11 protein-coding genes are annotated in these 13339 nt (G+C 67.9%); 6 read left to right on the plus strand and 5 right to left on the minus strand.

Annotated elements, in window-relative coordinates; all coding sequences use genetic code 11:
- Nucleotides 1-31: 31 nt before the first annotated feature.
- Together sphst_RS03560 and sphst_RS03565 are read left to right on the plus strand one after the other, a co-directional pair.
- A complete protein-coding gene (locus sphst_RS03560) occupies nt 32-2413 on the plus strand; it encodes a TonB-dependent receptor family protein (protein ID WP_056405582.1) in 2382 nt (793 codons plus the stop codon).
- Nucleotides 2413-3813, plus strand: a complete 1401-nt coding sequence (locus tag sphst_RS03565; protein ID WP_107045157.1) for a PepSY-associated TM helix domain-containing protein — start codon at nt 2413-2415, stop codon at nt 3811-3813. The genes sphst_RS03560 and sphst_RS03565 overlap by 1 nt, the downstream gene beginning before the upstream one ends.
- Nucleotides 3814-3823: 10 nt before the next feature.
- Here sphst_RS03565 and sphst_RS03570 read toward each other — a convergent pair whose 3' ends face one another.
- Complete coding sequence (locus sphst_RS03570) at nt 3824-4300, minus strand: GAF domain-containing protein (RefSeq protein ID WP_107045184.1); 477 nt, start codon at nt 4298-4300, stop codon at nt 3824-3826.
- A 96-nt stretch (nt 4301-4396) separates the two neighbouring features.
- Nucleotides 4397-5239, minus strand: coding sequence for a type 1 glutamine amidotransferase (locus sphst_RS03575; protein WP_056405585.1), 843 nt, complete (start codon nt 5237-5239; stop codon nt 4397-4399).
- A gap of 196 nt (nt 5240-5435) precedes the next feature.
- On the opposite strand from sphst_RS03575, the gene sphst_RS03580 reads away from it, so the two are divergent.
- Nucleotides 5436-6554 carry a Gfo/Idh/MocA family protein gene (locus sphst_RS03580; protein ID WP_056405586.1) on the plus strand — a complete coding sequence of 373 codons (1119 nt, stop codon included), beginning with the start codon at nt 5436-5438 and terminating at the stop codon, nt 6552-6554.
- Nucleotides 6555-6593: 39 nt separating this feature from the next.
- Here sphst_RS03580 and sphst_RS03585 read toward each other — a convergent pair whose 3' ends face one another.
- Nucleotides 6594-8069 (minus strand): helix-turn-helix transcriptional regulator, encoded by a 1476-nt coding sequence (locus sphst_RS03585; protein ID WP_043156603.1) that lies wholly within the window; start codon nt 8067-8069, stop codon nt 6594-6596.
- A gap of 170 nt (nt 8070-8239) precedes the next feature.
- Between sphst_RS03585 and sphst_RS03590 the strand changes: the two genes are divergently transcribed.
- Both sphst_RS03590 and sphst_RS03595 read left to right on the plus strand, forming a co-directional pair.
- The gene (locus sphst_RS03590) at nt 8240-8509 is read left to right on the plus strand and encodes a GlsB/YeaQ/YmgE family stress response membrane protein (RefSeq protein WP_031393553.1); all 270 of its coding nucleotides are present in this window, start codon (nt 8240-8242) and stop codon (nt 8507-8509) included.
- A 141-nt stretch (nt 8510-8650) separates the two neighbouring features.
- On the plus strand, nt 8651-11239 hold the full coding sequence (locus sphst_RS03595) for a PAS domain-containing protein (protein ID WP_031393552.1): 2589 nt from the start codon (nt 8651-8653) through the stop codon (nt 11237-11239).
- 46 nt (nt 11240-11285) lie between these two features.
- Here sphst_RS03595 and sphst_RS03600 read toward each other — a convergent pair whose 3' ends face one another.
- Nucleotides 11286-11732: a PA2169 family four-helix-bundle protein gene (locus sphst_RS03600; protein WP_234387285.1), complete on the minus strand. Its 447-nt coding sequence runs from the start codon at nt 11730-11732 to the stop codon at nt 11286-11288.
- Nucleotides 11733-11944: 212 nt separating this feature from the next.
- Between sphst_RS03600 and sphst_RS03605 the strand changes: the two genes are divergently transcribed.
- Nucleotides 11945-12655 (plus strand): prolyl hydroxylase family protein, encoded by a 711-nt coding sequence (locus tag sphst_RS03605; protein ID WP_043156602.1) that lies wholly within the window; start codon nt 11945-11947, stop codon nt 12653-12655.
- On the opposite strand, the gene sphst_RS03610 is transcribed toward sphst_RS03605, so the two are convergent.
- Nucleotides 12649-13338, minus strand: a complete 690-nt coding sequence (locus tag sphst_RS03610; protein WP_056405587.1) for a hypothetical protein — start codon at nt 13336-13338, stop codon at nt 12649-12651. The two genes, sphst_RS03605 and sphst_RS03610, sit on opposite strands and share 7 nt — an antisense overlap.
- Nucleotide 13339: the final 1 nt, after the last annotated feature.

Here is a 13339-nt window from a genome sequence, read left to right on the forward strand (position 1 = left end):
GGGACCCGGCCGCGTCCGACCAGGAATTCCCATGTCCCGATGCCATCTCATGGCGGCGATCTCCGCGATCGCCTGTGCCGCGCCGATCGCGGCTGCGCCTCTCCCTGCCGCCCAGAATGCCGATATCGCAGCCCGGCGTGCGGCGCTGCTGCGCGATCGTGCCGCGATCGATGCCGAACTGCGCCGCCTCGACGAACCGAGCGGCCCGGCGGAGGCGCCGCGGCGTACCGCCGCCGTGGCGATTGACGGTGACGACATCATCGTCACCGGCAACGCATTGTCGCTGACGACGCGCGTGACCGGGCAGACCGTCACGACGATCGACGACGCCGCGTTCCGCAACACCCCCGCGACGACGATCGCCGACATCGTCAAGCTGTCGCCCGGCGTCGTCGTCATCCAGGGCAACGGCCCGCGCGACGTCGGCGTGTCGATCCGCGGCTCGAACGCGCGCAACAGCTTCGGCGCGCGCAACATCCAGGTGTTCGAGGATGACTTCCCCGTCACCCAGCCCGACGGGCTGGCGCGGTTCGACCTGACCGATCCGCATGCTTACGGCGCGGTCGACGTGGTCCGCGGGCCGTCCTCCGCACTTTATGGCAATTACGCGATCGGCGGCGCGGTCAATTTCCGCACCCGACGCGGTCGCGACATCGACGGCGCCGAGATCGGCATCGACACGGGCAGCGACGGCTATGCCAATGTCTATGCGACGATCGGCGATGCCGGCGCGGATTTCGACTATGTGCTGTTCGGCAGCTTCGTCCGCGCGAACGGGTCGACCGGGCATACGGGGTATGAGACCGGGACGATCAACGCGCTGGCGACCTATGCCATTTCGGACCGCGACCGGCTGACCGCGAAGATCATCTACAACGAGGGCGAATTCGCGCTGTCGACGCGGCTCTCGCTCGACCAGTATCGCGCCAATCCCTATCAGCGCGGCTGCGCGACGCGGGTCGGCGCGGCGCCGGGCTGCGGGACGATCTCGGTGCTCGCCAACGGCGTCAACGGCGCGCGGATCGCGCAGACCGCGGCCGAGGCAGATCTTGCGCGCAACGATCGCCGGACGATCGTCGGCACCCGCTACGAACATGACCTGAGCACGACCGCGACGTGGCGGACCCAGGCGACGTTCGACAGCCGCGTCGTCAACCAGCCGACCAGCGCGACGCCGTTCAAGGGGACGCTCGACAGCTACAACATCACCAGCGACGTCACGCACCGCGGCACGCTGTTCGGAATGGCGGCGACGAGCTTTGTCGGCGTCTTCTACAATTACCTCGATAACCAGAGCTACAGCTTTAACAAGACGCCCGCGGGCCGCGACGGGATCGGCGCGCCGACCCAGACGGTGTTCGGCGACGTCCGCAACATGGGCGCGCGCGCCCGCGAGGAGCTGAGCCTGACGTCGCGGCTCCAGTTCATCGCCGGCATCGGCGCGGAGCGATCGATCATCGGCGTGACGCAGACCGGCTATGCCTATCCGCTCGGCGCGAACCCGGTGCTGAGCGTGATCCCCGCCGAGCGCCATTTCTGGAACGTCGCCCCCGAGGCCTCGCTCGTCTGGCAGGCGATCGACGCGGTCCGCCTGCATGCGCGCGTCGGCACCGGCTATGGCATCCCGCAGGCCGGCGCGCTGTTCGTGACCGCGGCGGGGGTGCCGGGCAACAACGTGACGCTGAAGACCCAGCGAAACACCGGTATCGACCTCGGCGTCGAAGTCGCGCTCGGGACCAATCTGAAGGCCGAGGTGACGGGCTATTACGAATGGTTCCGCAACGAACAGGTCAGCCAGTCGGCGGGCGTCAATTTGCTCGCCTATACCACCAACGCGCCGCGCTCGGTCCACCGCGGCGTCGAGCTCGGGCTCAGCTGGACGCCGCTGCCCGCGCTGCTGCCAGGCGCGCGGATCGATGCGAGCTACAGCTATAACGACCATCACTATACCGAATTCGTCGAGCGGCTGACGTCGGGCGCGGTGTCGGCGACGTTCGACCGCGCAGGTAACCGCATCCCCGGGGTCATCCCGACCTTCGTCAACGTCCGGTTCGGCTATGACCAGCCGGGTGGCGCGGTGGCGGGGCTGGGCGGGTTCGTCGAGCTGACCCACCGCGATCGCTATGCGATCGACAATGGCAATTTGCTGAGCGTGGCGGGCTATACGCTCGCCAATCTCAACCTCCATTATGATCCACCAAGGGGGGAGGGGGTGTGGTCGCGGCTGCGGCTGTTCGCCTCGGTGCAGAACCTGTTCGACACGACCTATGTCGGCTCGGCCTCGGTGATCGCGAACAGCCTGAACGCGACGACCGGTCAGCAGAATCCGGAAGCGGTGCTGCGGACGGCGACCGGGTCGATCTATGCCGGTGTCCCGCGCACCGTCTATGCCGGCGTGAAGGCGCGGTTCTGATGCGTGCGTCCGCTCCCGCCGCCGCCCCGGCCTCTCCAGGCGGACCCGGCCCCGGCCGTGGCTGGCCGGGCTATCCGACGATCTGGCGCTGGCATTTCTATGCCGGGCTGTTCTGCCTTCCGTTCGTGCTGTGGCTGTCGGTCACCGGCTCGATCTACCTGTTCCGCCCGCAGATCGAGGCGCTGATCGATCGCCCCTATACGCATCTCCCGCTGGACGGCGCGCGCGCCTCGGCGGCGCGACAGGCCGATGCGGCGGTGCGCGCGGTGCCGGGATCGGTGCTCCACCGCTATCAGTTGCCCGAGCGGCCCGACGAGGCGGTGCAGGTGATCGTCGGCGCCGGCACCACCGAGACGCGCGTCTATGTCCATCCGAACACGCTCGCGATCCTCCACAGCGTCGACGAGGACAGCCGGCTGATGCGGATCATCTTCCGGCTCCACGGTGAGTTGCTGATCGGCACGCCCGGCTCTTATCTGGTCGAGCTCGCCGCTTCCTGGGCGATCGTCATGATCCTGTCGGGGCTGGTCCTGTGGTGGCCGCGCGGCAGCGGGCTGGCGGGGGTAATCTATCCGCGGTTGCGCGCGGGCGGGCGGCGGTTCTGGCGCGACCTGCACGGCGTCACCGGGCTCTGGGTATCGGTCTTCGCGCTCGCATTGCTCATATCGGGCCTGCCCTGGGCCGCGAGCTGGGGGAGTTACCTGAAGGCGATCCGGACGGTGGCCGAGGGGCGGGTGGTCAGGCAGGACTGGTCGGCGGGGCAGGCCGCGGAACTTCGCGCGCGCGGTGCCGCCGATGCCGGCACCCGCGCGATGGTGGGCGCGCATGCCGAACATGGCGGGATGACGATGGCGCATCCCGCGGTCTCGGACGTGCCGCTTGACCGGCTGATCGCGACCCTGCGCCCGCTCGCGCTCGCGCCGCCGGTCCTGATCGCGCCGCCGGCGGGCGCGGGCCAGCCCTGGACCGCCAAGTCCGATGCCGCGAACCGGCCGCTGCGCACCGACCTGACGCTCGACGGTGCGACCGGCGCGATCCTGACACGCAAGGACTTCGCGCAACGCCGGCTGATCGACCGGATCGTCGGTTACGGCGTCGCCGCGCACGAGGGACAGCTGTTCGGCTGGGCGAACCAGCTGCTCGGGCTGCTGACCGCGATCGGGCTGGCGCTGGTGTCGGTCAGCAGCGTCGTGCTGTGGTGGCGGCGTCGGCCCGCCGACACGCTCGGCGCACCACCCGCGCGGCCGCGACCGCGCGTCGCGGCGGGGTTCGTGGCGCTGCTGATCCTGCTCGGTCTGGCTTTGCCGCTGTTCGGCGCGTCGATGCTGCTGGTGCTGGTCGTCGAGCGGCTGGTGCTGCGCGACTGGACGGCGGCGCGACACTGGCTCGGTCTTCGGTGATCCGGCCCGCTCAGCCCGCGGGCACGTTCCGCGACAGCACCGCGCCGACTTCCGCCGCGAACCCCGCCAGCGCCGCGGCGGTCTCGCGCCCGCTCAACTGGCGCGGGCGCGGATCGATCGCGCACAGCGTACCGTAGAACGACCCGTCGGCTAGCGTGATCGGGAAGGAGACATAGCTCTTGAAGCCATAAAGCGACGGCGCGGGGTGCGTCAGCCAGCGATCATTCGTCGACACGTCGTCGATGACGACGGCCTTGCCCGACTGGCGGATGTCGTCGCAGATCGTCGTCGAGATCCGCAGCTCGTCGCCCGGCGACATGCCGAAATCGATCTGGTCGAGCACCTGGCAGGCGATCCAGCGCGTATCGGTGACGCGCGCGACCGCGACGAACCCCATGCCGGTCAGCGCCGCGACCTTTTCGAGGATCGCCCGCACATCGCCATTGTCGCTTTCGAGCATGACGCTCTCGGCCAGTTGATCGTACATCCGCCCCATTCCCCGTTCGGCGCACGATCCCCCCGGAGATCGCGCTGCTTACGCTACGGCAGATGTGGGCGCGGCGTGAGAATGCAAGGGCAGGGGTCAGTCGCCCCGCTCGACCAGATGCGTCAGGAAATTGGTGAGTTCGAGCCGCCGACCCGCCTCCTGCGCGAAATCGTCGCCGACGCCGAGCAGCCAGAGCAGCGACCGGCGGTCGGGATCGTCGTGCAGCGCATCGAGCTGGGCCGCGCGCTGTTCGACATCGGCCTCGCGCTCGGCGAGCCCCGCCTCGATCAGGCTGCCGGCCTGGCGGCGGAGCGCGATCGCGATTTCGCGCGGGGCCAGTTCGGGGTGATATTGCACGCCCCAGAAAATCCCGCCGTCATGCCGGATCTCGGCCGCCTGGATCGCGGTGACCGCGTTGCTCGCGAGCAATGTCGCATCGTCCGGCAGCCGCTCGACCTCGTCGCCGTGGATCGCGGGTGCGTCCCAGCTCTCCGTGCGGCCGGCGAGCAGCGGGTGATCGCGCCCCGCCTGCGTCCGCGTGATCCGGCGCGCGATCCCGGCCTCCATCGTCTGCGGCATCTTGCGGACCGTGCCCCCCGCTGCGGCGACCGCGAGCTGCAGTCCCGCGCAGGAACCGAAAGACGGCGTCCCCGAGGCGAACACCGCACGCATGAAGGCGAGCTGGCGCTGCACCTCGGGCGAGTCGTCATAGACGTGGAGCGGCGAGCCGGTGACGAACACCGCGTCGAAATCGCCGATCTCGGCAGCCGCGAGCACGCGCGCGTCGTCGTCTGCGGGTGCGACGATCGTGATCTGCGCATCGGGCCTGAGCTGTTCGAGCGTCGCCGCATAGGTCTCGCCCGAGCTCTTTCCCGCATGCTCGCGGCGGGCGTCGCGCTGTTCGGGTGTTTCGCTTTCGGCCACTAGAAACTTCAGCACTATCAGTCCTCTGACCGCAAATGGCCGACAGGATAACGCGCGCGCTGGCGGTTCGCCCAAGACCGCAGGCATATAATCCGCGCGCGTCCGTAACGACCTCGCCCGCCAGCTTCGTCGCGCAGGGTGCAGTGCAACAAAACCGCGTCGCGCGGAGTTGCCAGCCTCATTCCATCCTTCCTGAACCACGGAGACTGTCATGTTCGGACTTACCAAGAAGGTGCGCTACGCCGTCGTCGGCGGCGGGCAGATTTCGCAGCAGGCGTTCATGCCGGGGATCGCGCGGACCAATAATTCGGAAATGACCGCACTGGTCACCGGCGACCCGGTCAAGGCGGACAAGCTGGCCAAGCTCTACAAGCTCAAGGCCTATTCCTACGAGCAATATGGCGAGCTGCTGGCCTCGGGCGAGATCGACGCGGTCTATATCGCGACGCCCAATTTCCTGCACATGCAATATGCCGTCCCCGCGCTCCAGGCGGGCATCCATGTCCTGCTCGAAAAGCCGATGGCGTCGAGCGTCGCGGAGGCCGAGCAAATCATCGCCGCCGAGAAGAAGGGCGGCGCCAAGCTGATGATCGCCTACCGGCTGCATCACGAACCCGGCACGGTCGAGATGATCACACGCGCGCGGGCGGGCGAGTTCGGCGACCTGCGCGCCTTCTCGTCGACCTTCATGCAGAATGTCCGCGAGGAGAATTCGCGCGGGCATAACGGCTATTGGGGCGGGCCCGTCCCCGACATGGGCACCTATCCGCTGAACGCGGTGCGCAACCTGTTCGGGCAGGAGCCGATCGCGGTGCATGCGGTCGGGACGAAGACGCCGGGTCGCGGCTTCAACTTTCACGACACCGTCGCGGTGACGCTGAAGTTCGCCGACGACCGCATCGCGCAGTTCACCGTCAGCTATGCGACCGCCTCGTCCGAGGGGTTCGAGCTGGTCGGCACCAAGGCTAGCATCCACGCCGCGCCCGCCTTCATGTTCGGCCCGACGACGAGCATCACCTATGTCGAGCGCACCGCGGACGGCAAGGAGAAGACGCACGCCTTCGATCCGGTCGAGCAGTTCGGCAACGAGACGCAGTATTTCTCCGACTGCATCCTCAACGACCGTCATCCCGAAGCCGATGGGCAGGAGGGCCTGTTCGACATGCGCGTGCTGGCAGCGGTCGAGCGGTCGCTCGAGACGGGCGAGACCGTGACGCTCGAGCCGGCGACGCGCACGCGGCATGTGACCGCGGATCAGGCGCTCAAGCTCAAGCCCGCCAAGGAGCCGAGCGAGGACGCGATGATCAGCATCATTCCGCAGTCCGCCTGACCACCGGCCGCGCCGCCCTTCGGGGCGGCGCGCGCCGTCTCAGGCGCCGACCCCGCGTTCATGCGCCCAGACCACCGCGGCGCTGCGCCGGTTGACGCCGATCTTGGCATAAAGCCGCGCGACATGGTTGCGCACGGTGTTGCGTGACAGTTCGAGCCGCTCGGCGATCGCGGCATCGTCGAGATCCTGGCAGATCAGCTCGAGCACCTCGCGCTCGCGCTTGCTGAGATCGAGCAGCGGCGCGTCCGAGGCGGCGCCGGGGCGCGGGTTCCGCAGCGTCGCCAGCTTGTCCATGATCGACCGGCCGAGCCAGTTGGCGTCCTTCATCACCGCCTCGATCGCCTCGACCAGCTCGAGCTCGCCGCGCCGCCGCGCGGTAATATCCTGATAGAGCCAGAGCACGCAGGCATCGCCGTCGATCCGCATGTTTTCGGCGGAGGCGAGACAGTCGAGCGCCTCGCCATTCTTGTGGAGCAGGCGGACGTCCTGTCCGCGGAACCCGCCCTGCGCGCGGATCTCGGTTTCCAGCTGCTCGCGCTGGCCCGCATCGTTCCACAATTGAAGATCGTCGGCGACCCGGCCGACCACCGCGCGATCGTCATAGCCGGTCAGCGTCTTGAACGCCGCGTTCACCTGCAGGATGCGATTGTCGTCGGTCTGGGTCACGACCATTGCCACCGGCGCCATCTCGAACACCGCGGCGAAATGCCGCTCGCTCGCCTTCAGCGCATGTTCCGCGCGCCGCCGCGGTTCGAGGTCGGCGAAGGTGAACAACAGGCAGTCGCGGTTGCCGACCTCGATCGGCTGCCCCGCCAGGATGACCAGCGTGGTGTCGCCGCCGGCGAGCGGCAGCTCCGCCTCGAGCTGTGGCACGACCTCGCCGCGCGCCACGCACGCCTTGACGAACGCCTTGCGCTCGACATCTGCAAGAAAGTCGAAATCGAACAGCGTCTTGCCGATGATCGCGTCGCGGTCATAGCCCGACAGGTCGAGAAACCCCTGATTGACCAGGACGAAACGCTGGTCGGCGATGCGGATGATCAGCGCGGGGGCGGGATTGGCATGGAACATCGCCTCGAACCGGTCCTCCGCGTCGAACCGCTCGGACACGTCGCTGATCACCAGCGCGAGGCAGTCGGGCTCGCCGCCATCCTCGTCCATGACGATGTCACGGACCTGATGGACCCAGCATGGTTCGTCCGCGTCGCGCGGCGTGACCTCGACGATCAGGTCGGGGAAGCTCTCGCCCGCGAGCAGCCGGAGCAGCGGATATTCGCGCCGCGGCACCTTGCGCCCGTCGCGGTAGCGCAGGGCGAACCGCGCGGCATAATCGTCCGCGGTCGCACCTAGGTCGCCGACGCCGCGGACGCCGTGCATCTTGAGCGCGGCGGGGTTGGCGCTCAGGATCACGCCCGTCGGGTCGATCAGGATCACCCCTTCGAGCAATCCGGCCATGAGCTGTTCGAGATGGTGCAGGGTGGGGGCGTGCAGCGGCTTGCCGGGGGTACTGGTCATGCCTCCTCAGCGCTGGAGCGCACGACCGGTTCCTTCACAGTCAGACCCGACCTACCAACCGGACTAGTATCCCTGCACCAATGTCGCAAAGCACTATGCGTGGCGGAACTGAACGTTAGCCGCACCCGGTCCGTTGAGCAGCCTGTACAAGTATCAACAGGAGCCTCATCATGAACCTCATCATCCTTCTCGTCGTCGGCGGACTCATCGGCTGGGTCGCCAGCATGATCATGCGGACCGACGCACAGCAGGGCGTTTTCCTCAACATCGTCGTCGGCATCGTCGGCGCGTTGCTCGCAGGCTTCCTGATCACGCCGCTCATCGGTGGCGCCTCGATCATGGACGGCGCGCTCAACATCCAGTCGATCCTGATCTCGCTGGTCGGTGCGGTGATCCTGCTCGCGATCGTCAACATGGTGCGCCGCGGTTCGGTGCGCTGATGAGGGGAGGGGCGGCCGCACCACGCGGCCGCCCTTCGTCGCATATTGATCTCGATTATTCGTCACGCCAGCCCGGCGTTGCGGTGTCTTTGCGCGTAGCCTAGATATCAGCGACTTAGTGCAAAGGGCGAGTAGACGGTCTTGAACGATACACCCGACCGCGCCGACCCCGGCGCTCGTCCGTTGACGGCCGACGCCGAGCGAATCGCCGCCGAGCTGATCGGGCAGGACCTTGGCACCGACCCGTTCGTCGCGGCGGTGCGGGCGACGCGGATGCCGATGATCATCACCGATCCGCGCCTGCCCGACAATCCGATCGTGTTCACCAACGACGCGTTCTGCCGGCTCACCGGCTATCCGCGCGAGGACATACTCGGGCGCAACTGCCGGTTCCTCCAGGGGCCGGAAACCGATCTCGCGACGATCGACCGGATCCGCGACGCGGTCCGCCGGGTCGAATCGATCGAGATCGAGATCCAGAACCACCGCAGGGACGGTGAGACGTTCTGGAACCGGCTGCTGATGGCGCCGGTCTTCGACACGCACGGCGTGCTCGCCTATTTCTTCGCCAGCCAGGTCGACGTGACGCTCGAGCGTGAGCGGCTTAAGGGACTCGAGAGCAGCAACGCCTCGCTGATGGCGGAACTGACCGACCGGTTGCGGCAGCAGCAGGAGCATGAGCGCGAGCTCGCCTTCACGCTCAAGGCGGCGCGGTTCGGGACCTGGAGCCTCGAGATCGCGACGAAGCGGCTGACCGCATCGGATACCTGCAAGGAGATCTTCGGCCGGCCTACGGACGCGCCGTTTTCCTATGACGACCGGCTGGCCGCGATCCATCCCGACGATCGCGCGCTGAGCGTCGCCGAGGTCCGGCGCTGCGTCGAGGAGGGGACCGATTACGAGGTCGTCTACCGCATCTACCGCCAGGACGGCGAATTGCGGTGGATCGGATCGCGCGGACAGCCCTTTTATTCCGCCACGGGCGAGGCGCTGCGCATCGCCGGCGTGTCGACCGACATCACCGACCAGCGCCGCGGCGAGATGATGCGCGCGGCGCTGGTCGAGCTTGGCGACATGTTCCGCGACACCGACTGCCCCGACGACATCTCCTACCAGGCCGTCCAGATCATCGGCCGGACGATCGACCTCAGCCGGACCGGCTATGGCGAGATCGATCCGGACGCCGAGACCGTGACGGTGCACAGCGACTGGACCGCGCCGGGGGTCGACCAGCTTTCGGGAACGTTCAGGCTGCGCGACTTCGGCACCTATATCGACGACCTCAAGCGCGGCGAGGAGGTCTGCGTGACCGATGCGCGTGCCGACCCGCGGACCTACGCGACGAGTGCTGCGCTCGAGGCGGTGCAGGCCCGTGCGATCATCAACATGCCGATCACCGAAAATGGCCGGATCGTGGCGATGCTGTATCTCGCCAGCGGCTGGGCGCGGCACTGGCGCGCGGACGAGGTCGCGTTCGCGCGCGAGGTCGCGGATCGGACCCGCATCGCTACCGAGCGCCGTCGCACCGAACAGGCGCTCGCCGCGCTCGCCGCATCGCTCGAGCAGCAAGTGATCGCGCGGACGAGCGAGTTGCAGACCGCCGAGGATGCGCTGCGCCAGTCGCAGAAGATGGAGGCGGTGGGCCAGCTGACCGGTGGTGTCGCGCACGACTTCAACAACCTGCTCACCGTGATCCGGTCGGCGACCGACCTGCTCAAACGCCCCGACCTCCCGCCCGAACGGCGCGAGCGTTATATCGACGCGATCTCGGACACCGCCGATCGCGCCGCCAAGCTGACCGGGCAGTTGCTCGCCTTTGCGCGGCGGCAGGCGCTCCAGCCCGAGGTGATCGATGTCGGCCAGAGTCTCGGCAGCATCGCCGACATGCTCGGCACGCTGACCGGATCGCGCATCACGATCGCGATCGACGTGCCCGACACGCCCTGCTTCACCAATGTCGACCCGAGCCAGCTCGACACCGCCCTGGTCAACATGGCGGTCAATGCCCGCGATGCGATGGACGGCGCCGGACGGATCGACATCGCGCTGCGGACCGCCACGATGATCCCCGCGGTGCGCTCGCATCCGGCGGTCGAGGGGCAGTTCGTCGCGATCTCGATGCGCGACACCGGGTCGGGCATCCCGCCCGAGAAGCTCGAGCGGATCTTCGAGCCGTTCTTCACGACAAAGGGGGTCGGGCAGGGCACCGGCCTCGGGCTCAGCCAGGTGTTCGGTTTTGCCAAACAGTCCGATGGCGACATCATTGTCGAGAGCGAAGTCGGCTGCGGCACGGTCTTCACGCTCTATCTGCCGCGCGCGGAGGAGCGCACCGCGAACCTGCCGGGGGCGGTCCCGGAGGGGCTGGCGGACGGCCATGGCACCTGCGTGCTTGTCGTCGAGGACAACAAGGACGTCGGCACGTTCACGACCCAGTCGCTTGCCGAGCTCGGCTATGTGACGGTCTGGGCGGCGGATGCGCAGGAGGCGCTGGCGGTGCTGGGCGAGGACGCGTCGCGCTTCGACATCGTGTTTTCGGATGTCGTGATGCCGGGCATGAACGGCATCGATCTGGCCAAGGCGATCCGGGCGTCGCATCCCGGACTGCCGGTGGTGCTGACGTCGGGCTACAGCAACGTGCTGGCGCAGGATGGTACCGACGGGTTCGAGCTGCTGCACAAACCCTATTCGGTCGAGGACCTGTCGCGGATCCTGCGCAAGGCGGCAGGATAGCGCGCAGGAAAAAGGGCGACCGGCCGAGACCGGTCGCCCCTTCGGATCAGGTGAGGCTGTGCTTGAGCGCGCTCATCTTGTCATGGCCTTCACGGACCGAGGCATAGCCCTTGGTGACCGCGTCGAGCGACGCGGGCGACAGCTGGCCGTCCTTCATCGCGTCCTCATACTTGGCCTTGATGTGGTCCTCGCCACGCTCGACCTCGAGGATGATCGCCTTGTCGTCCTTGCCGGTCAGCGCCTGCTTCAGGTCCATGAAGGTGCGATGCGCTGCGGCGAGCATGCTCGAATCCATCTCGGGCTCGCTGCCGAGTGCGCGGACCTGCGCCTGCAGGTTCGTCGCAACCTGGGCACGATCGCGTGCGAAGTCGGCGAACATCGTCGCATACTGCGTGCTCTCGGCGTCCTTGGCCGCGTCCTCATAGCCCTTCATGCTGTCGAGGGTCGTCTTGATCAGGCCGTTCAGGACGGACACGTCGGTGTCGTTGCTCATCATTCGTCTCCTTTGGGAATGGCGGCTCAACGATCGTCACGCGATTAAGTCGCACCCGGATTTTGCTTTCCGCGCGGACAAGTATCGAGCATTGCGGCCGAATTCGGCGGTGAAACGGCTTTTGCGCCTGTACGGCTTGATCTATGTGATGGTCTGGCCACGGGGCCGGACCGCCGGTCCGCCACCGACGCGCCCGACAGTCTGGAGTGCCCATGGTCGCCGTTCCGTCCGCCGCATCGCCCTCTTCCGCCACCGACCGACGCGACGGCCCGGTCGAAGCGCTCGCGCGCGCGGAGTCCGCGGCACAGGTCCGCGAGCAGATCCTGTGCTATCCCGGCGCCGTCCGGATCCCGGCACCCGGGATCGAACTGTACATCGTCCGCGATTTCCTGCCGCTCGACGTGTGCGCGACGCTGATCGCACTGATCGATGCCGATCGCGTGCCGTCGCCGGTCGTCGCCGACGATCCGCGTCCCGCCTACCGGACCAGCGAGACCTGTTACCTCTATGCGGGGCCCGACGCGGTCACCGCGGTCGAGACGCGGCTTGACGCGCTGACCGGGCTGGAACCGCGCTTCGGCGAGGCGCTGCAGGGCCAGCGTTATGCGGTCGGGCAGGAGTTCAAGCCGCATCACGACTTCTTCGATACCGGCCAGCTCTACTGGCAGGATCAGGTCGCGGTCGGCGGACAGCGGACCTGGTCGGCGATGACCTTCCTTAACGAACCGGAGGCGGGGGGGCGGACCAATTTCCCGGCGGCGGACGTGATCATCGCCCCCAAGGCGGGCAATCTGGTGATCTGGAACAATATGGACGACTATGGCGCGCCCAATCCGGGGTCGGTGCATCAGGGCATGCCGGTCGAGCAGGGGGTCAAGTACGTGCTGACCAAATGGTATCGCGAGCGCCCCTGGGGTCAGTGAGGCACGGCGTCCGGCGCTGAGGCCGTCATTGCAAACACGCTGCGTAAGGGCCGGGTCTCGGGGAGGATATAGACGATCCCGACCGTGCCCGTGAACAGCGGCTTGATCACCCCGTCATAGAATCGCGCGGGCACGTTGACGCAGCCATAGGAGATCCGGTTGTCCTGCGGCGTCGCCGAGGCCAATCGTCCGGCGCGGTCGTCGACCCGGCGGCCGGCGATGACGCGGTGGAGCGACAGCGCAGCGGCATAGTCGATCCACAGGATATCCTGCTCGAAATCGGCGCCGATCGACGCCTGGAACCGTCCGGCGGGCGTGGTCCGCTCGGCCGGCGTGATGGTCGCGAGCTTGCGCTGGCCGATCCCCGGCACGCTGTCGTCGCCGCGGGCGAGCCCGAGCAGCGCGGGTGCCGTATCGCGCAGCACCCCCGCGCCATCGAACGCGAAGACCACCGCGTTCACCTTGTCGATCACGACGAACGGCAACGCCTGGTTGTCGCGCGACCGCATGACCCAGTCGACCGTGTCGCGGGCATCGCTGGAGACCGCGGCAGTCCCGAAGCGCGCCGTCGCCGGTGTGCTGGCCGCGACCGGCCGCGCGCCGGCGGCGGACGCGACCCCAGCCGCCAGGGCGACCGCGACCAGCACGCCGTGCCGCGCTGCTCGCGACCCGAAGCCTGCCATA

It is taken from the genome of Sphingomonas sp. STIS6.2, assembly GCF_000732685.2.
GTDB lineage: Bacteria > Pseudomonadota > Alphaproteobacteria > Sphingomonadales > Sphingomonadaceae > Sphingomonas > Sphingomonas aerolata.

What these genes read in the sequence shown, in the direction of transcription:
- sphst_RS03610 (WP_056405587.1), bottom strand. Translation starts at nt 13,338, where the DNA reads ATGGCAGGCTTCGGGTCGCGAGCAGCGCGGCACGGCGTGCTGGTCGCG.
- sphst_RS03560 (WP_056405582.1), top strand. Translation starts at nt 32, where the DNA reads ATGTCCCGATGCCATCTCATGGCGGCGATCTCCGCGATCGCCTGTGCC.
- sphst_RS03585 (WP_043156603.1), bottom strand. Translation starts at nt 8,069, where the DNA reads ATGACCAGTACCCCCGGCAAGCCGCTGCACGCCCCCACCCTGCACCAT.
- sphst_RS03605 (WP_043156602.1), top strand. Translation starts at nt 11,945, where the DNA reads ATGGTCGCCGTTCCGTCCGCCGCATCGCCCTCTTCCGCCACCGACCGA.
- sphst_RS03600 (WP_234387285.1), bottom strand. Translation starts at nt 11,732, where the DNA reads ATGAGCAACGACACCGACGTGTCCGTCCTGAACGGCCTGATCAAGACG.
- sphst_RS03580 (WP_056405586.1), top strand. Translation starts at nt 5,436, where the DNA reads ATGTTCGGACTTACCAAGAAGGTGCGCTACGCCGTCGTCGGCGGCGGG.
- sphst_RS03565 (WP_107045157.1), top strand. Translation starts at nt 2,413, where the DNA reads ATGCGTGCGTCCGCTCCCGCCGCCGCCCCGGCCTCTCCAGGCGGACCC.
- sphst_RS03570 (WP_107045184.1), bottom strand. Translation starts at nt 4,300, where the DNA reads ATGTACGATCAACTGGCCGAGAGCGTCATGCTCGAAAGCGACAATGGC.
- sphst_RS03590 (WP_031393553.1), top strand. Translation starts at nt 8,240, where the DNA reads ATGAACCTCATCATCCTTCTCGTCGTCGGCGGACTCATCGGCTGGGTC.